Raw genomic sequence first — 26,811 nt, 5'->3', positions numbered from 1 at the left:
ACATGAAAGTGAAATTTTTCACATTGTTACGTGTGGCAATGCGGAAAATGCAGTTATCCCGTTAGAAATCCTCAGTATTGGGCGCAAATCTTCAGTAAATCGCTGTAAATTCATGATTTGCTAATAAACTTACCTTTATAGAACCCTAAACTTAACTGTGCAGTACTCATACCCTAGGTTACACTGGAAGCGTCATTGATTGGGATGGAATCGCTTATGAGTCAACGTACATTACACTCCTTATTTAAACCGACTTCCGTTGCCATTATCGGCGCTTCGAATACTGAGAAACGCGCAGGTAATGTGCTGATGAAAAACCTGCTCTCCAGCGGTTTTTCGGGGCCTATCATGCCAGTCACCCCTAAATATCGGGCTGTGATGGGGGTGCTCGCCTATCCCAATATTGAAGCGTTACCCATCAAACCCGATTTAGCCGTCATCTGTACCCGCGCTTGCCGTGTGCCCGCCATCGTTGAAACCCTGGCGCAATTTGGTTGTAAAGTGGCGATAATTATGGCGTCGGGCATGGCGCAGGAATTTAACGAAGATGGCGTGAGTCTGCTCGACCAGACCATGCAAAATGCCAAGCGTTACGGGATGCGTATTCTGGGGCCAAATAGCTTAGGTATGTTGTTGCCGCCATTGGGATTAAACGCCAGTTTAGCCCATGCCAGCGCCCTACCGGGTAAAATTGCCTTCGTGTCTCAATCGGCCGCCATTTGTACAACGGTACTCGATTGGGCTAATAACAAAGGTATTGGCTTTTCGTCCTTTATCTCTCTGGGCGATGCCACCGACATTAACTTTGACGAATTGCTCGATTACCTTGGCCGCGACAGTCGCACCAGTGCCATCATGCTTTATATCGATTCTGTGAATGAGAAACGCCATTTTCTCTCCGCTGCCCGAGCCGCCTCACGCAATAAACCGATTCTGGTGATTAAATCTGGTCGCAGCGCCGAAGGGGCCCGCGCCGCAAAATTACATACGGGCGGCGTTGGCGGTAACGATGCCGTATATGAAGCCGCATTTCGCCGTGCGGGTATGCTACGGGTTAACGACTTGATTGAACTGTTTGCCGCGGTTGAAAGCCTTGCGCATTCCAATCCGCTGCAAGGTGAACGCTTAGGGATTATCAGTAATGGTGGCGGCCCCGCGGTGTTAGCGGTGGATGAACTTATTATGCGCGGCGGTAAACTGGCAGAATTGTCAGATGACACCATAGCCAAATTAGAGGCCGTGTTACCTAATACTTGGTCAAGGCAAAATCCCATCGATATTATTGGTGATGCGAACGCGTCACGATATGCTAAAGCCTTGACTATCTTGATGGATTCCAATGAGCTGGATGCCATTTTGGTATTACACTCACCTTCGGCGCTCGGTGAAAGCGTTGAAATCGCCGATGCCTTGATTAGCGTGATCCACGCGCACCCGAAAAAGAATCGCCTTAATATTTTGACCAACTGGAGCGGCGAAGACTCAGCCTATCAGGCGCGAAAACGCTTCACTAAGGGCGGCATATCCACCTATCGTACGCCCGAAGGCGCCGTGGGTGCTTTTATGCATATGGTTGAATACCGCCGTAACCAAAAACTGCTGCAAGAAGTACCGCAATCGATCCCCGACAATATTCCTACCGATAGCCACACGGCGCGCAAATTACTGCAAGCGGCTCAAGCGAAAGGTAAATCTGTACTCGAAACCCACGAGGCAAGTCCTATTTTGCGTGCCTATGGGCTTAACACGATAGACACTTGGTTTGTGAAAGATGCCGATGAAGCGGTCGCCATCGCTAATGAAGCGGGCTATCCCTTAGCGTTAAAAGTGCAGTCTCCGAATATCTTGCATAAGTCCGATGTGCACGGAGTGATGCTCAATCTAACCTCGGCCGAAGATATCCGCCACGCCGCGAGTGCCATTACTCAAAGGGTGCATCAAGCCAATCCAGAAGCCATTATCGAAGGCATGATAGTGCAAAAGATGGCGTTGACCGCTGGCGCACAGGAAATCCGTGTTGCAGTAATCAGCGATCCTGTCTTTGGTCCAGCAATTTGTTTGGGTGAAGGCGGTTCTGAATGGGATCCCACCAATGACGCCGCCGTTGCCCTGCCGCCACTGAATATGGCACTGGCGCGTTACATGGTGATCCAAGCGTTAAAGACCCATAAGTTGAAGGACAGGCATTTACCGCTCGGTTTAGACATGAATGCCCTGTGTGTGATGCTAACGCAAATATCCCACATCATTATCGATTGCCCCGAAATCGCCACTTTGGATTTAAACCCAGTATTAGCCGCGGGTGAAAACATCACTCTGCTCGATGTGAATATCCGTTTGCACGATGCCAATGCCGACAGTTCATCGCGCATGGCCATCATGCCGTATCCGAAGGAATTAGAAGAAGTTGCAGAGCTTAAAAACGGTCTTAAGGTGATGCTAAGACCGATTCTTCCCGAAGATGAGCCCAAGCATTTGGCCTTTGATAATTCGTTATCCGATGAAGACAGATACAAACGCTATTTTGGGGTGCGCTCGAAAATGACCCATGAGGAAATGGCAGTATTAACCCAAATCGATTACGCCCGTGAGATGGCTTTTATCGCCACCGCCAAAGGCCCCGATGGTGATGACATCACTTTAGGTGCGGTGCGTGCGTCCATCGACCCCGACAATACCGAGGCCGAGTTTGCCATGGCAGTTCGCGGCGATCATCAAGGTATAGGTTTAGGTAAGTTGTTGCTCGAAAAACTGATTAAGTATTATCAAGCTAACGATACGCCCGTGCTCACCGGCTTTACTATGTTCGAGAATCGCAATATGGCCAGCCTTGCCAAGAGTCTCGGTTTTAAAGTGAGCTTCGACATGGAGGAGCATTTGATCAAAATGCATATGGATTTAAAACCGCCCAGTGACAAATAGCGCCTATCCAAACTTAAAAAAACGCCGCAATGATTTGCGGCGTTTTGTTATCACATCTGCTGAAATCCATAGTACAACCACAAAGTTTAATTTTTATGCAACTTACTCTTATCTATTAATCACTTAAAATGTCAGGATGCTTGAGAAGAGTATCGGTAATAAGCCTAGGCCGTGCACCATTGGCTGAATAAATGCAGCAAAATTAACCTGTTTATGGTAACTGAACCAGCAAAAACTCAATCACGATTCAACCTATCTGATTAACCTCTCACGCAGTTACGGCCTTCGGCCTTAGCTTGATACAGCGCTTTGTCGGCGCGACTGAATAGGGTTTCTGCATCGTCGCCTTGCTGTAATGAAGCGAGACCAATCGAAACAGTAATTGCGCCAAGGGAAAGCTTTTTGTCTTTTCCTATGGTTAAGCGGCGCTCAGAGATACGTTCCCGAAGATTTTCAGCCACTTGTAATGCATCGTGAAAATGAGTGTTCGGTAACACCACCACAAATTCTTCGCCGCCATAGCGCGCCACAAAGTCATCCCCTCGCACACATTGTTTTAAGGCTAATGCGACATAGGCCAACACTTTATCGCCGGTCAAATGGCCATAGGTGTCGTTAAAGGCTTTAAAATTATCAATATCGATCAGTAAAAGACTGCAACGGGTTTGGTGATCTTGGGAGAGGTAGATTTGATCTTGAATACTTAACTCGTAGGCACGGCGATTGTGCAGCGAGGTTAATTGGTCAGTCATCGCTGCTAGGCTCAGGTTTTCCATTTCCGATTTAAGATTTTGCACTTCTTGGCCCATGGTGCACAGGCTTTGCTCCATCTCACGGTTGTTGATTAGCAGCATCTGCATTTCATCGACTACACCATCAACCAGCTCGTTTAAGGTATTAATGTCGGGATTTGTCTGTAGACGTAGACCAAACTCGGCTAATGAACCTGAAAACGCCGCGGTGCCTTGACTCAACTGGCTGATTTTACTTAACAAACTATTGATCAGGATTTGCGTTTCAATCTGCACATTTTCAATCACTTCGGGTGACTGTTCTTGAATGAAGTTCTTATACAGGCTGGTGTTGACCTCTTTAGTAAAAGAGACCGAATTAGCCAGAAAGCCATCAATCGCACGATTTAAATCGAGATTTGTCCCTGCAAAATATTCATACCAAACAGTGTAGTTTTCAGGTGTAACGGGGATATCGAGGGCAGACATTTGCGGTACGGCCAAACGCAAAATTTGCGCGGCAGAATCAAGCTCTTTATTTTCTGCAGTAGAAGACATAAATCGCGAACCATAGACTTGTTATGTTTTTGTATGCATTAAGTTAACTCAAGTGCTTCAGTTTGGATATGGGAGAAATCAATTATTATGATAGGGAGCAAAAGAAAAGAGGATGTTGCCATCCTCTTTGAAGTTCATACTTGGATCGACTAAGACAAACTAACGAGGTATCACTCAATAACTTTTGGTCAGTAGATCGCTCTTAGTCACAAGATAACATTGAGTCACAAGATAACATTGAGTCGCACGATAATGTTAGCGACTCAATATTGATGAGTTAATGGGTTGATTAACCTCGACAACTGGCAAAGATATCTAACTTAGGCTGATATACCTCGGTCTTGACATTCATTAGGCCTAAAAGACTGTCGAATAAATTGTCATGGGAGAAACCGCCCTTCGCCGCGTGCTCTGCTAAACAAGCCATATCTAAGTGGTTATCTTTACTGAAATCTTCAGATACCCAAGCAAGCATAGGAATACTCGTCTGTTCAATTGGCGCAATGCTGTAAGGTGCGCCATGTAAATACATGCCCTTCTCACCTAAAGACTCGCCGTGGTCGCTGAGATACAACATGGCGGGATCAAATTTATCTTGCTGATTTTGTAACTTTTTCACTACTTCGCTGATGATGTAGTCAGTATACAAAATGGTGTTGTCGTAGGTGTTCATCAGCTCATCTGGGCTACAGTTTTGGATATCGCTGCGCTGACAATCCGGTGTAAACTTACGGTGCTCCGGTGGATAACGTAAGAAATACGTCGGTCCATGGCTACCAATCACATGCAACACAATCACAGTATCTTTGCGTTCTGCAGTGGCCAAGGTTTCATCTAATTTGTTGAGTAACACTTGGTCGAAACAATATTGGCCAGTACACAACTCAGGATCGCTGTTCAAATCAATCGAAATGTTTTCAACTTGATCGCACACCCCTTTACAGCCAGAGTCGTTATCAAACCATTGCACTTTAATCCCGCCATGGTTCAACACATCTACCGCAGTATCTTGGGCATAGGCACGGCGAGAATCGTAATCTTCCCGTCCCATGCGCGAGAACATGCAAGGAAGAGAAACAGCCGTTGCCGTGCCACATGAACTGGTATCTTTAAAGACAATTAAGCCTTGATCTTGGGTATGGGCGTTGGTTGGCTTGTCGTAACCATAATACTGATAACTCATCGAACGCGCGGTTTCACCGACCACAAGCACTAATAAGTTAGGTTTACCATTAAGGTTGGCACTGACATTTTTAGCATCGAGACCCAGCGGCTGATATTCAATCGGCGTTTGTAAGTAGTGCACATTAATGTACTTAGACGCAGCGCCAATAAAATACGTCGGTACGATATAACGTTTTAGCTCGTCGTTGTTGCGGCCAAAGGCGGCGTAATCTTGGAAATAAAAGAAAGCAATAATGCCGAGCCCCGCCAACATCGCCAGCATAAACAGCACTTTATGCAGTAACTCTTTGAAGAAAGGCTGGTACTGAATATCGGCCTTATAGATAAGGTACGCAGGTAAAATCCCTGTCAGTAACATATTCATTATCGAAGCATAATTCACATACATCAGCGCTTCGGCATGATTGGTTTGAAAGGTGTTTTCTATCATGCCGTAATCAAACACGACATTGTATTGATAGGCGGCGAAGAACACACTCGATGACAACAAGGTGAGTATGATGAAAAACGGCTTAACGAGGTACTTCACCGTAAATAAGGAAAACACAAAACTGAGGGCAAAGGCTAAAAACAACGGCATAGTGGCGATGAAAATAGGATCGACATCCGGTTGTTTTTCGATGCCTTTTTTAATGATGCCGAATAGTGGGATATTGAAAATACAAACGTAAAATAACGCTGTGATAAAAGTGAATCGATTCACCGATAGAGTCTTAAATCTTGCTAGCACTGATAGCTCTCACTCAAATTAGTTGTTTGTCGAGACTAACTTAATATTCTTAAGGTAATCTTAGGCTGTAACAGTCAAATTTTTTGCCATAGTAGCAAGCTCTTGGTAATGGCTCAAATTATCTGTGGTTAATGCTTACATTTTAAAAACAAACTTAAAAAAACGGCCGAACCTCAATGAGTTCGACCGTTTTTTGCTCCCCAACCTATTAGGGCCTTGCTCGGTTTTTATCACCAACGAATTAACAATTCATGTTAACCCTGCGGTGATTATCGTAACTGCTGTAATAAGTAGGCAAACGCCATTGAATTAAGTTCCGCAGCTTGATTATTATCTGCAGCGCCGGCGTGGCCACCTTCGATATTTTCGTAGTACAACACATCAATCCCCATGTCTTTCATCTTAGCGACCATCTTACGGGCGTGACCTGGGTGAACCCTGTCGTCACGGGTAGATGTGGTGAAAAAGACCTTTGGATAATGCACGTCTTTATGCAGGTTATGATAAGGCGAGTAGGTTTTAATGTACGCCCATTCTTCTGGAATATCAGGGTTACCGTATTCGCCCATCCAGCTGGCACCCGCTAGCAACTTATTGAATCTAAACATATCAAGTAAAGGTACTTGGCACACGACAGCATTATAAAGATCTGGTCTGCGGGTAAATGCCGCGCCCATTAACAGGCCGCCATTGCTGCCGCCTTGGATGCCTAAATGTTTGCTTGAGGTGATTTTACGGGCAATCAAATCCTCAGCGATTGCCTCAAAATCCTCATAGGCTTTATGTCGATTTTGCTTTAACGCCGCTTGATGCCAAGCAGGACCGTACTCGCCACCGCCACGAATGTTGGATAACACATAAACGCCGCCCTGCTCTAACCAATTCTTACCAATGGTGGCCGAATAAGAAGGACGCAGCGACACTTCAAACCCGCCGTAACCGTAAAGTAGCGTGGGATGAGTGCCATCTAACTTAAGATCCTTAGCCATCACCACAAAGTACGGTACTTTAGTGCCATCTTTAGACGTCGCAAAATATTGCTCAGTTTTAAACTTGTCCGCAGCAAACTGTTGCGGCATACCTTTAATTTTCTTTGGATTTAAGGTTTTGGCATTCACAGTGTAGAGACTTGAAGGCTCAAGAAAACTAGTGTAATTCACGAAGAAATCATCACTGTCTTGCTCAACGTCCATTACAGTCAAGGCGCCATTCGCTTCAAACGGTACGTGAGTGCTCTGCCAAGCGCCCTTTTCGTCTTGCTCATAACGCACTAATTTACTTTTCACGTTATCGAGCCAATTAACAAAAATTGCACTCTTGCTAAAACTGAGCTGCGCAATCGATGCGGTTTGAGTCGGGCTCACAAATAAACTGAACTTGGCTTTTTGGGCGATAAGATCCGCCACATCGGCATACACGACCGCGCCTTGCTTAAAGTTACCGTCTTTATTGGTTAAATCACTCTTTAACTCAATGAATAACTTACCTTTGAAATAACCTTTAATCTCAGCATCTTGCGGTAAAGGCAATCCAATGAGTTTACCGTCTTGGTACACATATTGGCTGGCGGTATAGAAGGTATGCGCCTCGGTCACTAAACTCAGCGGGGTTTTATCATCGAATAACACCCAGCCAGAGACTGCAACTGAAGCCTTGTCGCCGGTGAAAACAGGCTTAGCTTGCTCGAGTGGCGTGCCGCGTTGCCACAGTTTAACGCCCCTTGGATATCCCGAATCCGTCATGCTTTGACCATCACCAAAATCCGTACCGACAAAGGCGTGATCTTTATCTATCCAGCTCAGGCTCGATTTGGCTTCTTTTAAAAAGAATGGCTTATCTTTGGCAGCAACAAAAGATTTAGTGTTGAGATTAAATTCTCGCACTTCCACCGCATCGGCTCCGCCGCGTGACAAGGATACAAAACAGCGCTCATTTTCAGGATATTGACAGCTAATATCCTTAAATACCCAATTGACGGCTTCGGCTTTACCTAAGGCATCGATATCGAGCACGGTTTCCCATTTAGGATCGGCCTTGGCATATTCTTCCATTGTGGTGCGACGGTAAATGCCGCGCACATGGGTGTCATCCTTCCAAAAGTTGTATAACTTGTCGCCAATATGGGTGGCGTAAGGAATACGTTCTTTATCGTTCAGGATGGCGAGGCTGTTCGCCACTAAGGTATCAAAACCTTTGAACGCTTTAATTTCGGCGGCCGATGCTGCATTTTGGGTTTTCACCCATTCCATAGGCTTAGCGCCTTCAACATCTTCCAACCAAATATATTTATCTTCTTCTGCGTGAAGTTGACCGCTCATTCCGAGCACTCCTGCAATGCACCAAGGCAGTAATTTATTATTCATTCTATTCCTTTTATACAAAGTCCATCTTGAGATCTGCACTTACATTACCTTAATTAATATCCAGTTCAACTATTAATCCAACAAGAATGTAACAAAAGGTAAGATACTGTAATAGCAGATGATTAATCTAGAATGAATCGCGTTTTTAAAGATGTCGTGCTATAAAAAAAGCGTCAACGAGGGACGCTTTTTAGTCGATGACGTAAGGTAAATTAAAACTCGTTATTCATGCGTGACAGCAAATTAAGCAGCACGATTCGTTCCTCACTGCTCATTTTTGCGGTGAGATCTGTGGTGAGTTGTAGATGCAAAGCATCATGTTCAAGGAACAAGGCTTGGCCCTTCTCAGTTAACTCCACCAGAATCGAACGGCGATCGGTTTCATGGGGGCGTCGCACGACCCACTGTGCCTCTACCATTTTATCGATTTGAACAGTTAATGTGCCGGTCGTGACACCAATCTTGTCCGCCAGTTCCTTCATTCGCATAGCGCCGTGCACGCCAAGTAACTCAATGGTGTGCACCTGCGACAGACTAAAACCTTTGTCACGTACAATGGCGTGCTCCCAAGATGACAGCTTTTCGTAAAATTCAATAATCACATGATTTAATGCATGATCTGTTGAATGTACAGCCATTGAATGTGGCTCACTTGAATGCAGGTTTGATGAATGATGATGTTCAACAGTCATTAGGCTTCCTTAGCCATACACTCGCGCTGACGGCAAGTATGGAGTTCGATGGTGATATGGGCCAACTCAGGAAATTGTGACAGTAACTGATTAAAATAACTGATATCTTTCGGTGAATGGGACACGATGGACACCATAATAGCATGGTGATCGGCGCTCACTCGCCAAAGATGTAAATCGGCCACTTGATGATCTGTTACAGCTTCAATGGTTTGCGTGACTTTACGTTGTAATGATGCTTTAACGCCGCCGTCCAGCAAAATAGGACTGGTTTGCTGAATGAGTCCCCAAGACCAACGGCTGATAATCACAGCGCCGACAATCCCCATAATCGGGTCGAGCCAAGTTAGTCCCATGTATTTACCAAACAACAAGGCAGCGATGGCGAGCACTGACGTTAATGCATCGGCTAGTACGTGAAAATAGGCCGCGCGTAGGTTGTGATCATGGCCACCGTGGGCCTTCTGGCTCTTGTGCTCATGCTCATGCTCATGCTCATGCTCAGCAGCATGTTGGTGATCCTGTTTATGTTGGCAATGGCTATGATCATGATGACTTTCATCGTGTGAATGTGCTGTATGGGCATGATCGTCATGGGGGTTTGCTTGGCTGTTATGATGCGCGTGAGCATGTTCGTCTTCATGATCATGGTAGTGACTATGATCATGTCCATGACCGTGACTATGACCATGAGCGTGCCCATGGTCGTGGGTATGATGATCTTTTAGTAAAAATACACTCAGTATATTGACGCTTAAACCAATAACGGCCACAAAAATAGCTTCGTTGAAATGAATTTGCTCAGGACTGATCAGCCGCATTCCCGATTCAATCAACATCACCAATGCCACTAAACCTAAGGCTATTGCACTGGTGTAACCGCCAAGCACACTCACCTTACCTGTGCCAAAGGCAAAAGCAGGATCGTTAGCGTGTTTACGGGCATAGGAATAGGCAAACAGGGTGATCATAAAGGCCGCGGCATGGGTGCCCATGTGCCAACCGTCGGCGAGCAATGCCATAGAACCGTAAATGGTTCCGGCAGCAATTTCTGCCACCATAGTGATCACTGTTAAATACAGTACATAGCGCGTGTTCTTTTCGCCATCGCGGTTCTGACTCGAAAACTCATGTGAGTGTTGCCATTGGGCGAGTGAGTGCCCTTGGCGTTGGGCTGAAGCTTGATGCCCTGTCGCTTGCTCGGCTGCTGTTGATTTCATTGTGTAATTCCTACTCCATGTCCATCGCTATCAATGATAAAAAACGTGTTGCCAGAATTATAGTTTGAAAATCAAAATATATGAAGATCAAATCAACCATTTATCAAGATATACCGTTTTCAAACTTTTAAACATACATGCGGATCCCCATAATGCACCAGTACTCCTCTCACGAGTCGAGACGCAGATATGTGAATTAAGATCGGCAGCTAGACTAGGCAAAGGATATCAGGCAAGGTTTAATGGATTAGCGTTTGATTTATGTGTGAAAACAGCTGAGTCAGCAGAGTAAGATTGGCTTTATTGCAGCCTTATTATTCAGATGGATAAAAATTATTTGGGTAAAAATCGATTTTTTATTGAATAATTTAACCCTTTTTTACCTCTGCTGCGTTTATAGGGAGCAGAACAACGACAAACTTGTCGACATCCACTCAGTTCGATTAGGAGAAACAAGATGAAATTGAAGACCTTATTTAGCGTTAGCGCTGTTCCCCTTGCATTTGCATTATTGTCATTCAATGCTGCGGCAGTCAGCCCGCCACACTCAACAGGATTAGATGCGCCTATGATCAGCATTCAACGTTTTGACCCAAAAGATTACAGCGCACAGGAAGCGACTAAGATGTTCCCTGCTCCGGCGGCCGGTATGGTGCAGCACATCCTGAGTTTGCCTAAGTTAGAAAACGAAGATGACTACATGATCGAAATCCAAATTGGCCAGACTCAAATGGTCGATTGCAATAAGCATGGATTAAACGGGGAATTGAAGGAACTGACAGTAAAAGGTTGGGGTTATAACTACTATCAAGTGGATGAAATCGCTGAAGGGCCGAGCACTATGATGGCCTGTTTCGAACTGGCGAAGAAAGAAGCTTTTGTACGTATTCCGGGTGAACTGAAAATGCGCTACGACAGTCGCTTACCTAAGGTATTTTATCTACCAGAAGGCGCTGAACTGCGTTTCAGAACGTGGAAAGTAGATTCAACTTATCAATATTCCAAGTAAGTAGCACGATTTTTATGCTCGAGTCACCAATCGAATGCGCTTCGAGTCTTTGCTGATTGATAAAAGCAAAGACTCGAAGAACATTAACTAGAATCGTTTAATTCTAACGACTTGCATGATTTCTATCTCAAAACCCGCCACAGTTTCTGTCTCTGGGTAATAGATGACATTGATCTTTTGCCCTTGCAGATTACGATATTTTTTCACCCGTCTGAATTTAAACGGCACATCACAATCTTCAATCATAACAGTATGTTGTACCCACTCTGCCTTTTCCCTTTGCATATGGGAAACCACAGTCACACCTTCAGAGTGAACTAAATGTTCATGGGTGGCTAACATCTTTTTTACGGCCTTATTCATGTTCAACTCTTTTATCATCTAGTTGCGACAACAGTGACTCAACTTTCTGTTTAATTTCAGCATATCTCAATTTTTCACAGCGGCCGAAGCCACTTAACTTACGCACTTGAAAACGACTCACTAAAGGAACCGACATGCCTGCGAGGCAACGACAATAGGTATCGAGTGACAAAGCATCAATGCCTTTAGCCGTTAAATGATGTTTCAACTCACGCAAATCAGCCAATATCTGCTTATCTGTCGGCCAAGTTGGTTCCCTCGAATAGCGCAACTTAGCAATATTGCCACGGCAAACACTGCAATGACCGCAGACCGCTGGCGTCTCATTATCATCAAAATAACGGGATAAATTGTGGCTTAAGCACGTCTCAAGTTCAAAAAAGCGGACTAACTGCGCGATTCGCGCAATTTCTTTCTGCTCTTTATCGATAAAATAATGGTACAGCTCATCGATGAGTTCGGGACGCGCTAATGCGGCAACATCCACCCGATACACATCGGTAATTCGTTTAGTTTCTAATTCAATGAACTGATGTTCAGCTAAATATTCCAGCGCGGCTAACACGCGGCTGCGCTCATGACCCGTTGCACTGTACAAGGCATCAAAATCTAACGCGCCCCATATTTTCTTCATCTGCGTATGATTAAAAATCTGCGTCAAAAACGCCTGCCGCTCGGGATTAAATCGGCTCAGAATGGCGTGTTTGTCGACCAAAAACTTGTAATTAACGTCAGCGTAGTAAGCGAATAACGGCTTAACTACACCTAAAATTTCCAATTGAACGAGTAACGTTTTTAACGGTAACTGGCGAATATTACTTGCCGTCGACACGCCATTGAGCTGACATTCCCACTGACCGGAATCTTGTTCAAGTCGAATAGCCTCAATGACTTGTGCTATACCTTCTCGCTCTGGCGTATCGCCATACACAAAATTCTCAACGGTATTGAGCCCGTCAAGATTGGCCAAGGTGACACAATGGGATAACGCACCATCACGCCCAGCTCTGCCGATTTCTTGGCTGTAGTTTTCAATAGATTTAGGCAAATCGTAGTGGATCACAAAACGAATATTGCTCTTATCGATTCCCATGCCAAAAGCGATGGTTGCCACCACCACTTGCAGCTTATCCTGCATAAAATCATTTTGAATTTGTTGACGCTTTTCATCTTCAAATCCAGCATGATAGGCACTGGCGACTATCCCTTGTTGGCTCAAGAGTCGTGCGACCGTTTCGGCGGTTTGCTGCAAAGTCACATACACAATGCCGGCACCTGAGAATGATGCTATCAGCTTAACCAGTAAGGCATTCTTCTCTTGCGTTGATACAGGCAGAACAGTCAAATCTAAATTGGGTCGATAAAATCCCGTTTGCACTATGTGTTCAGCCGCAATATCAAAGCGCTTGGCCATATCCAGTTTCACTTTACGTGTTGCTGTGGCCGTCAATAACAGTACCAATGGGATCTCAAGCTCACGCCGATAGTCGGGCAATTTAAGATAATCGGGCCGAAAATTATGGCCCCACTCTGAAATACAATGCGCCTCATCGACGACCAGCATGGACAGCGGAACCGATTGAATAAATTGCCGAAAACGTTCATTTTTGAAACGTTCCACCGACACCATCAAGATTTTCAGCTTGCCAGAGCGCGCATCTGCCATCACTTGCTGACTCTGCTCGGCGCTTAAGGTTGAATCTATGCTGGCCGCATGAATTCCCTTAGATTGTAAAAATTCCAGCTGATCTTTCATCAAGGCGAGTAAAGGCGAAATCACTAAACTCAAATGGGGTAACTGCAATGCTGTAAATTGATAACAAAGGGATTTACCAGAACCCGTCGGAAAAATCGCTAAACTCGACTTCCCCGCCAACAGTTGTGTTATCGTTTGCGCTTGGCCTGGGCGAAATTCAGAAAACCCGAAATCCTGCTGCAACAAACTAATGTATGGATTGGTTTCTGGAATGGGATTGAACATCAACCGTCCTTTACACTCATCCTTACCACCCAAAAAATTCGGGTATACCGCAAGAAAAAGATTCAGCATTAAGTGAGTCGACTAGTCTAGCAAATTTTGAGGTACTTTACGGAGTTAATTACCGACAACTGAGTTTTGGAGCTGAATTTATCGGTTGAAAACCATGATGCCGCAGATAAAGTGCGACGGTTAATCTATTGATTTTATAAGAAGTAATTGGCTATTCTTATAAAAAATTAAATGCAAAAATAAAAACGGCTTTAAAAAATGAGCGATGGACAATGTAAGCGCCGAGGCTAGAGCTTAGGTTCATCTCGGCAATATGCAGTCTTCAGTTTAAGGTTTTCTCGCAAGGTATAAATTAATCAGCGAGGTGAGTTTATCCTGAAATCTTTCTTCAAAACTATCAATATCACGTCCGATAGAGACAAGATATTTAGTCGCTTGTTCGCGGGAAAGTAATTTATTGGCAACACTGTATTGCATCTCTTCCAAGGTTTTATCGTATCTTGGGATCAGCAACCAAGTGCCAACATCGACGTCGAAATGTTGCATCGCTTTCTGGGCCAAAGCACAAAAAGCCTCAATATGATCCACACCATCTGGTCCGAGACAGCCAGGCTCAATTCGGCACAGGACAGCAATTTTCCTATCATTTTCAATGCTTACACTCATTTCTGATGCCCCATGTTACCAAGTCTTAAACTTAAAAAATCCCTTTAAACTTAACAGCAATTTTACGTGTCTGCACAGATAAGTCACGGCTTACTTGCTCATTTAAGCGATTATTAACAAATCCATTTTAGGCGATATTGCGACGTCATAATAAAGATCAACAGAACTTAACTCTGCCCATTTTATTTCAGGACGAGACAAGCCAGAGATTATTCATCAAGCATATCGTCGACACTCATATTGTCATCTAGGTCATCTGGATGCAGCAAATGGTTTTGTGAGTTATCGGCATCATGTTCTGACAATAAGTTATCAATCGCCTGATCAAAACTGTCTAACTTTTGTGTCTCCATATAACGCTTTAATCTCTGAATAATATCCCTACTTACCTCGATATGGGATTTTTTCTGACGCTTTTTTATTTGAGATAACTCTTTACGAACCATGCGCCAACCAAAATCAGTAAAATACTGATTGAGCATTTTGTTTACGTTCATGAGCTCGTTGTCGAGCCGCTGTGTCTTTTTACGTAATCGGACCAATTCATTTAATTGTGTCACCAACTCAGTATAGGAAATCCTTTGTAACTCAGCGTCACAAAACCAATCTGGCTTAGATGCCACAGCTTCAGGATTGATAAGGCGATAAATTAAGGGTAAGGCAAAAATTAATTCTGCTTCCTCAAGCAATAATAATTTTCTTCCTGCTGTCGGTTTGTCTTGTTGATATATCCAAGCTTGCGGTTCCATAAATACGTTTCTTTAGTTAAGCATGCGTTTAATGCGGATGAAATAAATGGGACCTCATGCTAGTACAAATCGATAAGTATTAATATATGGTTCAACCATTTTATTGACTGAGAATCGATCCCTTACGCTTCTCTTTTACCTTTGGCAGAAATAGCTGAACGCATATCACGTCAAGTACCAGATAAGCGGTTGTCGTTATTAGCTTAAATTTCACCCGACACACAAGCCTAGTTTAGCGGCATGCCATTTATGTAGATCAATATAATGGTTAAACCATTCTTTAAAATTATGCGTCTGTGGCTAACCAAGTTCGAAACCAATGCATAGAGAAAGTACGAATTTCATACTATCATTGCCTTTAATTTCATATCCGCTTAATTAATCGCCATTGTTAGAATAGGTTTACCTTGGCTGTTTTTTAAACTAAATAATCCAGCTAAATGTTATTTAATGCCCCCTCCTCTGATAAAAGATGATTATTTAAACAAATAAGCACTCTACCAGTGATAATGACGATTATCACTGGTAAATATAGCCATGATTTGCGTATAATTACGCCTTATTAATTCGATATCAGGTAACTTCAACGGCATGTCTAAAATGATCCGGACAAATAGTAATGCTCAAAATAACGCCAATATATCGAATGAAAGAGTGAAAGAATCAGATCATCACCATAATAACCGTGCTGAACAGCCACGTTTTTTTGAAGAGTCCTTCCTACCACAATCTGTTCGAAGTGATTATTTAAGCGCCGCCGAAGAAACTGAATACGAAATTTCAGTGAACACTCGCCGTGTTTATAATACGAGCTTTAGTGTATTTAGCCGTTATTGTGCCGAGCACCAACTTCAGGCCCTGCCCGCAGATCCACGAAGCGTAATTTCATTTATTGGTCATCAAAAAGAGTTGATCCAAGAAAGCACTGGCGTTCAACTTTCAAAGCAAACATTAACCACAAGGTTGGCAGCAATTCGCTACCATCATATTCAAGCGGGATTCCACTCGCCTACCGAACATCCTCTGGTGATCAGAGTAATGCGCGGTTTGAGCAGAAATCAATCTCGCCATGTGAGTGACTATGATCAACAACCCATTATGTATGATGAAGTGGAAATGTTGATCCAAGCTATCGATGAGCAAGTACAGCCATTAACCCGAGCGCGGGACAAAGCGATTATTCAATTAGGATTACAAGGTGGGTTTCGTCGTTCTGAACTGGCAGATATAAAAGTTCAGTATGTCAGTTTTCTGCGTAACAAATTAAAAGTGCGCCTGCCCTATTCGAAGAGTAATCAGCAAGGCCAACGGGAATGGAAAGACCTGCCAGACCATGAACCCTTTGCAGCACTCGACGCCGTGAAAAATTGGTTATCGTTGGCCAATATTGAAGACGGACATTTATTTAGATCGCTTTCCCGTGATGGAAAAAATTTACGTCCGTATCAAATGAAAGACCGACATTGCGGATCTAGTTCATTACTGAATAAAAATAGTGGTTTCCTTACCGGCGATGATATTTATCGCATCATTAAGAAATATTGTACTAAAGCAGGACTGCCCGCCAAATTTTATGGCGCTCACAGTTTGCGCAGTGGTTGCGTAACACAACTGCATGAAAATAATAAAGATCACTTGTACATCATGGCCAGAACCGGACATACAGATCCGCGCTCACTTCGTCACTATTTAAAACCAAAAGACTGAAACTTAACGATCACAGGTCAAGCATTAACTTCTCGTTTTAGCCTGAATTTTAAACTGAGAAATAAACTTCACTTGATTATTCTAAGAAGGAAAAGGATTTCACTCAAAGGACATTAATGTACAGAACTAATAAGTATTAATGGAAACACATTAGATAATTATATAAACTAACAATTTAAGTTATATTAAAAACATCTAATTAGAGCAATAAATCTAATTAATGTTATTTTAAGATTGATATCTTTCCAACCTAAAATACTTATCACATCCAATTTAAAATTCTTAAAATATATAAGCTTGGTTAGTATGTAAATTATTCCTGTAATATAAAATCAGCTTTATTGTCATATTGGTACTTTAGCCTTAGGCACGAAATTTAATTCATCGTACTAGCCGGAGTAAAATATGAGTAAGGCCACCTTTGATCCTACACTTTATAATAAAAGTAATAATGAACCCTTTAATCAAGTGTTGGATAAGCATTTATCTCGCCGTAATTTCGTAAAAAGTGGCTTAGGCCTCAGCGCTATGACTGCTTTTGCCAGTGTTGGCTTAACCGCTTGTGGTTCAGACAATGAAACTGTTCCTAAACCTGTCGATCCAGTCACGCCAGTGCCACCGACTAAAAGTAGCGCTAAGCTTAACTTTACATCGGTTGCGGGTTCTCGCTTAGATGCGGTTGTCGTGCCAGAAGGTTACACAGCGCAGGTGTTAGCACCTTGGGGCACGCCATTAAACGCAAAAGCGGCGCCATGGAAAAACGATGGTAGTAACACGGCCGATGACCAAGCCAACTCAGTGGGCATGCACCACGATGGCATGCATTTCTTCCCATTAAATGATGCGGGTGATGACGGTCTACTCTGCATTAACCACGAATACATTGACGAAGATGCTTTGCATCCTACGGGCCAGACATTTGACCCCACTTCTGGTCTTCGCACTGTGATCGATGAAGTGCGCAAAGAAATTAACGCCCATGGCGTGTCGGTTGTACGTATAAAACTGATGAATAATCAATGGGAAGTCGTCAGTAATGATGGTCATAACCGTCGATTCACTGGCGCGACTGTGATGGATATCAGCGGTCCTCTGGCCTACTCTTCGCTACTCGAAACCCGCTATTCTCCCGATGGCAGCCAAGCACGCGGCACCTTAAATAACTGTGGTAATGGCTACACGCCTTGGGGCACTTACCTGACCTGTGAAGAAAATTGGCCAGGCTATTTTGCCAATCGTGGCAGCTTAACGCCCGATCAGAGTCGCATCGGGATCAGTAAAACCAGTACACGTTATGGCTGGGACGATCTTGCCGGTCATGATGAAGAACGTCTCGATGAATTTGCCCGTTTCGATGTCACGCCATCGGGCGCAAGTGCTCAGGATGACTACCGTAACGAAGCAAACGGCCACGGTTATATTGTGGAAATCGACCCGTACAACGCCACCTCTCGCGCGGTAAAACGTACAGCACTTGGTCGTTTCCGCCATGAAGGTTGTACCTTTGGCAAATTGACCGAAGGCAAACCCGTGGTGTTCTATTCTGGCCACGATTCTCAATTCGAATACCTCTATAAATTTGTCTCGGCTGCGGCCTGGGATGCAAAGGATGCTGACCGCAGCAACCGCCTGCAAACAGGCGATAAGTACATGAATGAAGGAACTTTATACGCGGCTAGATTCAATGAAAATGGTGGCGGTATTTGGTTGCCTTTGACGTTAGATAGCCAAACCTCAGACGGCAAAACCTTAAGCGATAGCTTCGAAACTTTGGCCGATATTATTTTAAACACAGCGGGCGCAGCGGACCTAGTCGGCGCGACACCTATGGACCGACCTGAATGGTGCGCGGTCGATCCGTTCACGGGTTCAGCTTATTTGACCCTGACCAACAACTCGAAACGTACCGAAGCCAATCCTGCTAACCCAAGATTGAAAAACTACTTCGGCCATATTATTCGTTGGGATGAAGGCGACAAAGCGACTGAATTTACATGGGATATTTTTGTTTTTGGATCACCCAGCGATGGCAATGCTGAGACCAACTTGTCAGGCTTAACCGATCTCAATCAATTTGCTAGCCCTGATGGGTTAGCCTTTGATAAACGCGGTATCTTGTGGGTTCAAACCGACAATGGCGCAAAGGAAGTTACCGAAGAAACCAACGATCAAATGCTCGCGATAGTGCCTTCAACACTGGTGGATGGCCAAGAGAAACAAGTAGGCGTAACGGCCGATAATCAAATGGAATTAAAGCGTTTCTTCGTCGGTCCCAACGACTGTGAAGTGACAGGTTTTGCCATTAGCCCTGATTACACTTCGGTATTTGCTAACATTCAGCACCCAGGTAACTGGCCTTATTCGTCTAATGCCGCTGAACAAACACCAGCAGAAGTCACATTACGGCCTCGCGCCGCCACTGTGGTTATTCGAAAATCAGATGGTAAAGAAGTTGCAGTTTAGTTTAAGACGTTATTTAAGGAATATATTTGCTTTAGTTAAAGCGCAAATAATGCTTTCTTGCCAGAGCAAACTTTAGCCTATATAAAACGCCCCTCAAGTGAGGGGAGTTTTTATTTAAGTTAGTCGCTGACTTAAATTTTTATATTACCCATTCATTTCGAAGATTAATTAACGCTTGCCGTTATTAGCCTGTTCAAAAGCTAGTTCAAAGGCATCGGTAAAATCTGTGATTGGCAGAAGATCTTCACGACAACGACGATTACGGCCCAGTAATGATGATTCAACAAATAAATCAAACCACGTACTTAAGGCTTTGCCATTAGCCGCTTCGCCTATCGCCCCTAATGCTAAGGATGCCACCTCGGCGGTGCCAAGTTGAAAGTCATGGCTGCCTTTACGCAATGCATAGGTCGCCAGCGTGTCGGGATCGAAGGAAAGCAGTGGCAAGGAATGCAAGTAAGGACTCTTACGAAACATTTTAATCGCTTCACGCCAACTGCCATCGAGCATGATCAGTAGCGGCCGTTTACCTTCGGCTAATGTCGACATCTGCACTTGGTTCAGTATTGTTTGTCCTTGCTCCGCATATTGGGCTGGAAACACTAAATAAGGCTGATATTGCGGCGAATCGAGCAAGGCAAGCAATGCCGCTTCAGGTTCTGTGCGCGACCAAATATAGGCGTGTGTATCTGGGATAAGATCCGCAATCAAGCGCCCACTGTTAGTTGGTTTTAGCACTTCGTCGTTGTACATGATCAGCAGGAAACTGGCTTGAGTTTGTAACTGACGACGCAGCGCACAGGTACAGAACTGCTCACCTAATAGGCATAATGGACAGCGGATCAGTTTTTTACCACGGGCACCAAAGGGCTTAGTCGAAATAGACTTACGGTACTGATATAAATGGTGCACTGCATGTGGGGCTAAAGCCATAAAAACCAATTCTCTTTCAAACTTATTAGGGGTTGCGGCTAAGTTATTCAGCACTTTCCTCTCGCGGTGGCGCAGTTTATCCCTTGGCCGTAAATGGCGCAATCTGCGCAATGCATTATCGGGATAAAAGGCATAAGTGTAGGTGCTTGATGGTATAAGCTGCTGACTCACCTTTGCATTATGATTAAGGAAACCTCTTAGAATAGCGCAACAACTGTAATACTAAAGTCCATGTCATCACGCAGTATTTAACGCTCGATTAGCGAGGTTAACCTTTCAGTTACTTACAGAGGGGATATTGACGCTAAATATCGGTAAGGACTTAACTTAATGGGGAATTACCGTAATATCGTGTGCAATCTCTACTCTATAAATGCAATTTCGATAAAAGGTCAATTATGCAACGACATACCCTGCTCGCTACCATGCCGTTATTAAGCGGTGTACTGCTCACTGCAACGCTTTTTTCTAATGTCACGACGGCCCAAACGCTTAATACCAAAGACATCCAGTCACTTGTTGATTCTGCAGTCAAACCACTGATGGCCGAGTACGGTATTCCCGGTGCGGTGATTGGCATCACCATTGAGGGTAAACAGTATTTTTACCAATATGGGGTCAGTTCTAAAACCACAGGGCAAAGTGTGACAGAACATACCCTGTTCGAGATTGGCTCTATCAGTAAAACCTTTACCGCGACACTGGCTAACTACGCACAGGGCGAAGGTAAATTAACACTCACGGATATGGCCAGCGATTATGTTCCAGCATTAAAAGGCAGCCATTTTGATAAGATTAGTCTCATCAATCTAGCGACGCACACTGCGGGAGATCTGCCGATGCAAGTTCCTGATAAGGTAACTAATAACGCAGAGTTAATGGATTACCTTAAGCATTGGCAACCGTCATTTGCCCCAGGGACTCACAGGAATTACGCGAACCCAACCATTGGCCTGCTCGGCATGATTGCCGCACAGAGTTTAAATAAAACGTTTCAGCAAGCACTTGAGCAAACACTATTTCCACAATTGGGTATGACAAGCAGCTATATCCAGGTTCCGAGCAGCAAAATGGCTGATTATGCCCAAGGCTACAATAAGCAAGACATGCCAGTGCGGGTCAATCCCGGCGTATTAGCCGATGAAGCCTATGGCGTTAAAACCACAGCCACAGATCTGCTGCATTTTGTGGAGGCCAATATGCAAATACACCCGCTAGCTAAGCCACTGCAAACGGCACTCGATGAGACCCACACGGGATACTTTGATGTGGGCATGATGACCCAAGATATGATTTGGGAGCATTACTCCTATCCTATTGATCTTGATAAAATACTTGAGGGTCATACTCAGGAAGTGGTGTTTGGCAGTACGCCAGTTAAACCTATAGTGCCGCCCCTCGCGCCGCAGCAAAATGTGTGGATTAATAAAACCGGCTCAACCGGCGGTTTTGCCGCTTATGCAGCATTTATTCCTGCGCAAAAGCTTGGCATAGTATTGTTAAGCAATAAAAATTATCCCGTTCCGCCACGGGTGACTGTGGGGTATCAGATTTTAACGGGCATAGAAAAACTACAAAAATAGTATCTTGCTAATCGCGACTATTAAAGGAGATAAGAAGATAGGCCGATTTGCTATCTCCTTTCTTATTTCTTCCTTATGCATATTTTTAGCGTGATTTTTTAGGGTGGCTTGTATTAGGCACCTTATCCACTTGTTTACCTCCAATCTCTTAATGGCCACTATTTTTAAGCAAACTCCCATGTAAGAAAATAGGCAGTGCAGGGTTAATCTGAGTGTTAATTCATTTTCAATTATTCGACCTAGTTAACAGACAAATAACCCCACGTAAGTTTAGCTTTACAGCTAAAAATGAAGAGAAAAACTTATGCGTCGCATTAAAAATTATTTCATCAAATCAATATGATTGACACTTGAAGTTACGCTTTTAGGGAGTAAGATGCGCGCAAATACCTTAAGTGACATTTTCGGAAATATCATGTCAGGCACGCCTCACTCTCCTATTCATCACGATGTCGCTCCAGCGGCGAGTCAGTCTAGTTTACTGTTAATGATTGTCTTTATGGTCGCCTGTGGCCAAATGGCGCAGACGATTTTTGTGCCTGCCCTTCCGCAAATTGCACTCGGGCTCCATGTGGACGCCAGTCAGCTACAAGCAGTGATGGCCTGTTACTTACTCTCCTATGGGATGTTTCAATTTGTGTATGGCCCAGTGTCAGATCGCGTTGGTCGTAAAATGCCACTCGTCGTGGGTATCGCTATTTTCATCATAGGAGCAGTGTTTGCGGCTCAGGCCACAAGCTTTAACCAACTGATTATGGCGAGCCTTATCCAAGGATTAGGCACAGCTAGCGCGGGCGCATTATGCCGGAGCATTCCCCGCGATCATTACTTTGGCGACCGACTGGTTAAATTTAATAGTTATGTTTCTATGGCCGTAGTGTTTTTACCTTTACTGGCACCATTTATCGGTAGCGCCAGTGCGGCCTACTTCGGCTGGCAAGCCGTGTACTGGGTGTTAGCAGGATTCGGTGCCGTGGTCTGGCTGTTATTGATATTCGCCTTTAAAGAGTCATTACCTAAGGCGCAGCGGGAACATCAAGCCGTTATCGCATCCTATCGGCATGTCCTGCGCCATAAAGCGTTTCGAGCTTACTTATTTTCTTTGATCGCGACCTTTGCGGGTATTGCGGCGTTTGAAGCTATTGCCGGCGTTCTCTATGGCCAATATCTTGGACTGACGCCCTTCATGGTCAGTTGTTATTTTGTGGCGCCGATTCCAGGCTATTTATTGGGCGCGCTGATCGCAGGTCGACAAAATAAGCCGCAAAGAGTTATCTATCAAGGTGTTGCGCTGCTTGGCGCTGGCGCCTTATTCATGTTGATCCCGGGACTTTTCAATTTAGTCGTCGGCTGGAGTCTACTGGTTGGATCGATTTTATTCTTCAGTGGCGCCGGCATGCTGTTCCCTACCCTGACCTCGGCGGCATTAGAGCCATTTCCACGTCAAGCAGGAATTGCGGGGGCATTACTGGGAGGATTACAAAATTTTGGTGCCGGACTTGCCGCATTGACTATGTCTTTAGTGCCTATGGGCGGCCAGTTGAGCATAGGTTTATTAAGCGCTGTCATGGTGGTGTTAGTGATTTTGTCTTTGTATTACGCCAGAGATCAAAATGACACTCACCACAATTTGATGCCACAGATTTAATCAAATGCTATTGTCGTAATTAAAAAAAGCCCACGACTAGGTGGGCTTTGTAATTGCTAACTGTCCCGTCCTGAAATACGTTGACATAAAGAGGACTTCTTTATGACAACATCAATTAACTCAAGCCGTAAGCGCACACAACGAGATTACACCTTAGCCTTTAAATTAGGCGTTGTAGAGCGTGTTGAAAAAGGCGAAATGACGTACAAACAAGCCCAAGCCCGTTTTGGTATTCAAGGCCGTTCAACCGTACTCGTTTGGCTTAGAAAACATGGTAGACTCTATTGGTCGAAACCTTTTCAGCATCCCCTTATGCCTAAGTCAAAAGAAACCCCTGCCGAAACGATCAAGCGCCTTGAACGTGAGTTAGCAGAAGAGAAACTGCGTAACCAAATCCTCAATGGCATGGTTGATATCATGGACAATGAATATGGAGCAGGCCTCAGAAAAAAGTACTTATCCGGTACGTCTGGCAAGCAAAAGCTAAAAGCGAAATAAACCTCGCAGCCGCATGTCGTGCTGCGGGTATGTCGAGGCAAGGTATTTATCAGGCAGTTGCTCGAATGGAAAGTCGTAGAGCTGAGCTATCGGTCATCAAAGACTGGGTCCAGTACTGGCGTAAATATATGCCAAGGTTAGGGGCCCGTAAGCTCTACACGTTGATAAAATCCAAGCTGGTTGAGCACGATATTAAACTTGGGCGAGATGGGTTCTTTACCTATTTGAGAAGTGAAGGTTTGCTAGTTAAACCGAAGAAAAGCTACACAAAAACCACGTTCAGCAAACACTGGATGAAGAAGCATCCTAATCTGCTGAAAGAGGAAGGACTGCATGATGCAGGGCATGTACTGGTCAGCGATATCACCTATCTTGAGTCAGACCAAGGTGTGCACTACCTGTCACTGGTCACCGATGCCAGCGTAAGATAGTCGGTCATCACGTGAGTAAAGACATGAAGCCGAGAGTGTGGTGAAAGCGTTAAAAATGGCCATAAAAGATAAACGCTATATCGGCAACGCAGTGCATCACTCAGACAGAGGCTTACAATACTGCTCAGCCGTTTATCAGAATGCGCTTCAGGCGAGCCAAATCCAGCCGTCAATGACGGATTGGTTATGATTGCTACCAAAATGCATTAGCAGAAAGAGTGAATGGCATACTGAAGCAGGAGTTTTTACTGCACCGATGTAGGACATTTGCGGAGCTGAAGATACTTGTTAGAGAATCGATAGCAATATACAACGATATGAGACCACATCTGAGTTTGAATATGGCAACCCCTAATCAGGTGCACAATAGAAAAGGCCAGCTACAGGAGCTGGCCTAAAAACTGTCAACCTATCTTAGGACGGGACAAACAAACTGTACTTAAATCGAAATAATGGCAAGTTCGTTGCGTTACAAACCAGCGTTACAGAATACGGCGCAGTAAGAAATCGGCTTTAAGGCGACGAATTCGGGTCATGATCTTCTTCACTGGCGCAGGATAACTCTGCAAGGTATCCACTTGGCTGTAGTGATATAACCGCTGCGTGTGCTCAAGAATATGCGCCTGCTCGGCTTCAAACTGGGCTTTCCAGCAGCCAATTTCATCTTGGATCAACAAACCATTCTCAAGATCCAGCGCCCAAGCTCTTGGATTCAGGTTAGAGCCAGTGATCAAATGCTTATTACCGTCGGCACTGATACCCTTAAGATGATAACTGTTGATGCCGTGTTTCCACAGATGGATATTCAGCTGACCATTATCAATCGCCCACTGTTGGCGTTTAGCAAACTTACGCAATGATTGCTCATACATATAGGGCAAAGCACCAATGGTGGAGAAATCCTGCTCAGGCGGAATATAAAAATCGTTAGCCGTCTTATCGCCCACCACGATGTCGATGCGTTTGCCATTGCGTAAATGCTTAGCTAAAGCACGCACCAAAATATAAGGCGGATTAAAATAGGGCGTGCAGATAAACAGCGAGTCCTTTGACTCTTCCACCAAGGCGACAACCACTTTATTGAGTAAGTTTTTCTTGCGCCCTAGCCCAAGTAACGGCGTGATGCGGTTGCCATCACGGGTTTCCTTAAACTGGTACTCAGCGTCAGACAATCTCAGCTTAAAGCTGCGCATGTCCGTCTTAGGCGGTAGTACTTCTTGCTCTGCGTCTTGGGTTAACGAACACACAGCAGGATCGGCAATGATATTTTTCTGGATCATCGCACGCATACTGCGGGCTAACTCGGCCGACTCAATCAAGTGATAACGGTCGAAACGATACTTATCATTTTGTTGTAAATAGATATTATTGAGACTGGCACCGCTATAGATCACCGCATCATCGATAATAAAGCCCTTTAGATGCAGTACGCCCATAAATTCACGGGACTTAACGGGGACACCTAAGATATCGATAGGATGTTCGGCTTCAGCCATCACTTTGCGGTACATTAAATAGTTACCGCTATCGCCTTTATGGCCAATCAAACCGCGTCTTGCGCGGTGAAAGTCCACTAAAACTTTGACATCAAGCGCTGGATTTGCCGCTTTGGCATCCATCAACGCTTGTAATACTTCACGGCCAGCTTCGTCATCTTCTAAATACAGCGCCGCAATATAAATACTGTGCTTGGCGCTCGCGATACGAGCGAGTAATTCTGCCTTGAAACGGCATGGCGTGAGCAACCACGTTAAAGCCTCGGGTTGAACGGCTATTCCACCAAGCTTATCTAGCAAGGCATCCTCCTTTAATCATGCTGACCACCCCGATAGGAAGCACTGGGGTTCAATGATAAAAACATCACAGCAATATGTGTTAACTCTGGATAGGCATCTGTCACTGCCTGCCTGATCGTTTGTTCTACTTTAAGATGGATATCAGGGTCCTTAGGGAACCAGAGTAACTCAACTTGGACGAAGCGTTGATCAATTTTTCCATTTCGAAAACTGATGCTTGGGATCCAATCTAACGTGAAACTCTCTGCATTACCTTTACATATATCCGCCAATGACTGCAGTAATGTTTGGCTGAACGCTGCAACGACCGCTTGTGGTAAGCCGCGCATACTAATATGTGGCATGGTTTAGTTGTTACCTAAGAACCTAAAATCGTAAGGGGTAGAAATTACCGACTTCACCTCGTCTCGGCAAGACTTTTCTCCCAAAAGCCTCCTGAAACCTCGCGGTTTTGCTGGTAATTTGACCTCACGCGATGTAATCCTGCCGTAGCGCCACTATTTAGCTAAAAATCACATCTTTTAGGCTAGGATTACAACCACATTTAAGGGCTGTTTTTTCGGCACACATATCA

At 44.5% G+C, this 26,811-nt stretch carries 18 protein-coding genes and 1 pseudogene; 7 read left to right on the top strand and 12 right to left on the bottom strand.

All coding sequences use genetic code 11. From position 1 onward, the window contains the following. The first annotated feature begins 216 nt into the window (after positions 1-216). On the top strand, positions 217-2,922 hold the full coding sequence (locus AC5YB3_RS22625; protein ID WP_494526236.1) for an acetate--CoA ligase family protein: 2,706 nt from the start codon (positions 217-219) through the stop codon (positions 2,920-2,922). A gap of 260 nt (positions 2,923-3,182) precedes the next feature. On the opposite strand, the gene AC5YB3_RS22620 is transcribed toward AC5YB3_RS22625, so the two are convergent. The 5 genes from AC5YB3_RS22620 to dmeF all read right to left on the bottom strand — a co-directional run bounded on the left by AC5YB3_RS22620 (position 3,183) and on the right by dmeF (position 10,401). Further along, positions 3,183-4,211 carry a GGDEF domain-containing protein gene (locus AC5YB3_RS22620; RefSeq protein WP_259528897.1) on the bottom strand — a complete coding sequence of 343 codons (1,029 nt, stop codon included), beginning with the start codon at positions 4,209-4,211 and terminating at the stop codon, positions 3,183-3,185. 289 nt (positions 4,212-4,500) lie between these two features. Further along, positions 4,501-6,126 carry a phosphoethanolamine transferase gene (locus tag AC5YB3_RS22615; RefSeq protein WP_494526235.1) on the bottom strand — a complete coding sequence of 542 codons (1,626 nt, stop codon included), beginning with the start codon at positions 6,124-6,126 and terminating at the stop codon, positions 4,501-4,503. 269 nt (positions 6,127-6,395) lie between these two features. Beyond that, positions 6,396-8,489, bottom strand: a complete 2,094-nt coding sequence (locus tag AC5YB3_RS22610; RefSeq protein ID WP_494526234.1) for a prolyl oligopeptidase family serine peptidase — start codon at positions 8,487-8,489, stop codon at positions 6,396-6,398. A gap of 212 nt (positions 8,490-8,701) precedes the next feature. After that, positions 8,702-9,181, bottom strand: coding sequence for a MarR family winged helix-turn-helix transcriptional regulator (locus tag AC5YB3_RS22605; RefSeq protein WP_494526233.1), 480 nt, complete (start codon positions 9,179-9,181; stop codon positions 8,702-8,704). Further along, complete coding sequence (gene dmeF, locus AC5YB3_RS22600; protein WP_494526232.1) at positions 9,181-10,401, bottom strand: CDF family Co(II)/Ni(II) efflux transporter DmeF; 1,221 nt, start codon at positions 10,399-10,401, stop codon at positions 9,181-9,183. The genes AC5YB3_RS22605 and dmeF overlap by 1 nt, the downstream gene beginning before the upstream one ends. A 457-nt stretch (positions 10,402-10,858) precedes the next feature. On the opposite strand from dmeF, the gene eco reads away from it, so the two are divergent. After that, complete coding sequence (gene eco, locus AC5YB3_RS22595; protein ID WP_494526231.1) at positions 10,859-11,410, top strand: serine protease inhibitor ecotin; 552 nt, start codon at positions 10,859-10,861, stop codon at positions 11,408-11,410. A gap of 87 nt (positions 11,411-11,497) precedes the next feature. Here the strand turns inward: eco and AC5YB3_RS22590 are convergent, their stop codons facing one another. The 4 genes from AC5YB3_RS22590 to AC5YB3_RS22575 form a co-directional block, all read right to left on the bottom strand. Next, the gene (locus tag AC5YB3_RS22590; protein ID WP_006081699.1) at positions 11,498-11,773 is read right to left on the bottom strand and encodes a hypothetical protein; all 276 of its coding nucleotides are present in this window, start codon (positions 11,771-11,773) and stop codon (positions 11,498-11,500) included. Continuing rightward, complete coding sequence (locus tag AC5YB3_RS22585) at positions 11,766-13,754, bottom strand: RecQ family ATP-dependent DNA helicase (RefSeq protein ID WP_494526230.1); 1,989 nt, start codon at positions 13,752-13,754, stop codon at positions 11,766-11,768. The genes AC5YB3_RS22590 and AC5YB3_RS22585 overlap by 8 nt, the downstream gene beginning before the upstream one ends. Before the next feature lie 336 nt (positions 13,755-14,090). Continuing rightward, on the bottom strand, positions 14,091-14,429 hold the full coding sequence (locus AC5YB3_RS22580) for a hypothetical protein (protein WP_006081701.1): 339 nt from the start codon (positions 14,427-14,429) through the stop codon (positions 14,091-14,093). Positions 14,430-14,638: 209 nt separating this feature from the next. After that, on the bottom strand, positions 14,639-15,178 hold the full coding sequence (locus AC5YB3_RS22575; protein WP_494526229.1) for a hypothetical protein: 540 nt from the start codon (positions 15,176-15,178) through the stop codon (positions 14,639-14,641). Between the two features lie 591 nt (positions 15,179-15,769). On the opposite strand from AC5YB3_RS22575, the gene AC5YB3_RS22570 reads away from it, so the two are divergent. Then, positions 15,770-16,885, top strand: coding sequence for a tyrosine-type recombinase/integrase (locus tag AC5YB3_RS22570; RefSeq protein WP_494526228.1), 1,116 nt, complete (start codon positions 15,770-15,772; stop codon positions 16,883-16,885). 405 nt (positions 16,886-17,290) lie between these two features. Further along, positions 17,291-19,348 carry a PhoX family protein gene (locus AC5YB3_RS22565; protein ID WP_494526227.1) on the top strand — a complete coding sequence of 686 codons (2,058 nt, stop codon included), beginning with the start codon at positions 17,291-17,293 and terminating at the stop codon, positions 19,346-19,348. Positions 19,349-19,516: 168 nt separating this feature from the next. Here AC5YB3_RS22565 and AC5YB3_RS22560 read toward each other — a convergent pair whose 3' ends face one another. Beyond that, on the bottom strand, positions 19,517-20,281 hold the full coding sequence (locus AC5YB3_RS22560; RefSeq protein WP_494526226.1) for a tRNA-uridine aminocarboxypropyltransferase: 765 nt from the start codon (positions 20,279-20,281) through the stop codon (positions 19,517-19,519). A gap of 398 nt (positions 20,282-20,679) precedes the next feature. Here AC5YB3_RS22560 and ampC point away from each other — a divergent pair, with 398 nt between their 5' ends. From ampC to AC5YB3_RS22545, 3 genes and pseudogenes are all read left to right on the top strand, one after another. Then, positions 20,680-21,864 (top strand): class C beta-lactamase, encoded by a 1,185-nt coding sequence (gene ampC, locus AC5YB3_RS22555; protein WP_494526225.1) that lies wholly within the window; start codon positions 20,680-20,682, stop codon positions 21,862-21,864. A gap of 415 nt (positions 21,865-22,279) precedes the next feature. After that, on the top strand, positions 22,280-23,512 hold the full coding sequence (emrD, locus tag AC5YB3_RS22550; protein ID WP_259587629.1) for a multidrug efflux MFS transporter EmrD: 1,233 nt from the start codon (positions 22,280-22,282) through the stop codon (positions 23,510-23,512). Positions 23,513-23,614: 102 nt separating this feature from the next. Next, a pseudogene (locus AC5YB3_RS22545) lies at positions 23,615-24,839 on the top strand (IS3 family transposase). Between the two features lie 84 nt (positions 24,840-24,923). Here AC5YB3_RS22545 and pssA read toward each other — a convergent pair. Beyond that, the gene (pssA, locus tag AC5YB3_RS22540; RefSeq protein WP_220590300.1) at positions 24,924-26,237 is read right to left on the bottom strand and encodes a CDP-diacylglycerol--serine O-phosphatidyltransferase; all 1,314 of its coding nucleotides are present in this window, start codon (positions 26,235-26,237) and stop codon (positions 24,924-24,926) included. A gap of 11 nt (positions 26,238-26,248) precedes the next feature. After that, positions 26,249-26,581, bottom strand: coding sequence for a DUF1904 domain-containing protein (locus tag AC5YB3_RS22535; protein WP_494526224.1), 333 nt, complete (start codon positions 26,579-26,581; stop codon positions 26,249-26,251). Positions 26,582-26,811 lie beyond the last annotated feature (230 nt).

This window comes from Shewanella sp. 1311 (assembly GCF_059338235.1).
This window is presented reverse-complemented; position numbering and strand designations above follow the sequence as displayed.

Excerpts from the sequence above, each read along its gene's own strand:
- AC5YB3_RS22625 (WP_494526236.1), top strand. The coding sequence starts at position 217 with ATGAGTCAACGTACATTACACTCCTTATTTAAACCGACTTCCGTTGCC.
- AC5YB3_RS22620 (WP_259528897.1), bottom strand. The coding sequence starts at position 4,211 with ATGTCTTCTACTGCAGAAAATAAAGAGCTTGATTCTGCCGCGCAAATT.
- AC5YB3_RS22610 (WP_494526234.1), bottom strand. The coding sequence starts at position 8,489 with ATGAATAATAAATTACTGCCTTGGTGCATTGCAGGAGTGCTCGGAATG.
- AC5YB3_RS22605 (WP_494526233.1), bottom strand. The coding sequence starts at position 9,181 with ATGACTGTTGAACATCATCATTCATCAAACCTGCATTCAAGTGAGCCA.
- dmeF (WP_494526232.1), bottom strand. The coding sequence starts at position 10,401 with ATGAAATCAACAGCAGCCGAGCAAGCGACAGGGCATCAAGCTTCAGCC.
- eco (WP_494526231.1), top strand. The coding sequence starts at position 10,859 with ATGAAATTGAAGACCTTATTTAGCGTTAGCGCTGTTCCCCTTGCATTT.
- AC5YB3_RS22590 (WP_006081699.1), bottom strand. The coding sequence starts at position 11,773 with ATGAATAAGGCCGTAAAAAAGATGTTAGCCACCCATGAACATTTAGTT.
- AC5YB3_RS22585 (WP_494526230.1), bottom strand. The coding sequence starts at position 13,754 with ATGTTCAATCCCATTCCAGAAACCAATCCATACATTAGTTTGTTGCAG.
- AC5YB3_RS22580 (WP_006081701.1), bottom strand. The coding sequence starts at position 14,429 with ATGAGTGTAAGCATTGAAAATGATAGGAAAATTGCTGTCCTGTGCCGA.
- AC5YB3_RS22575 (WP_494526229.1), bottom strand. The coding sequence starts at position 15,178 with ATGGAACCGCAAGCTTGGATATATCAACAAGACAAACCGACAGCAGGA.
- AC5YB3_RS22570 (WP_494526228.1), top strand. The coding sequence starts at position 15,770 with ATGTCTAAAATGATCCGGACAAATAGTAATGCTCAAAATAACGCCAAT.
- AC5YB3_RS22565 (WP_494526227.1), top strand. The coding sequence starts at position 17,291 with ATGAGTAAGGCCACCTTTGATCCTACACTTTATAATAAAAGTAATAAT.
- AC5YB3_RS22560 (WP_494526226.1), bottom strand. The coding sequence starts at position 20,281 with ATGGCTTTAGCCCCACATGCAGTGCACCATTTATATCAGTACCGTAAG.
- ampC (WP_494526225.1), top strand. The coding sequence starts at position 20,680 with ATGCAACGACATACCCTGCTCGCTACCATGCCGTTATTAAGCGGTGTA.
- emrD (WP_259587629.1), top strand. The coding sequence starts at position 22,280 with ATGTCAGGCACGCCTCACTCTCCTATTCATCACGATGTCGCTCCAGCG.
- AC5YB3_RS22535 (WP_494526224.1), bottom strand. The coding sequence starts at position 26,581 with ATGCCACATATTAGTATGCGCGGCTTACCACAAGCGGTCGTTGCAGCG.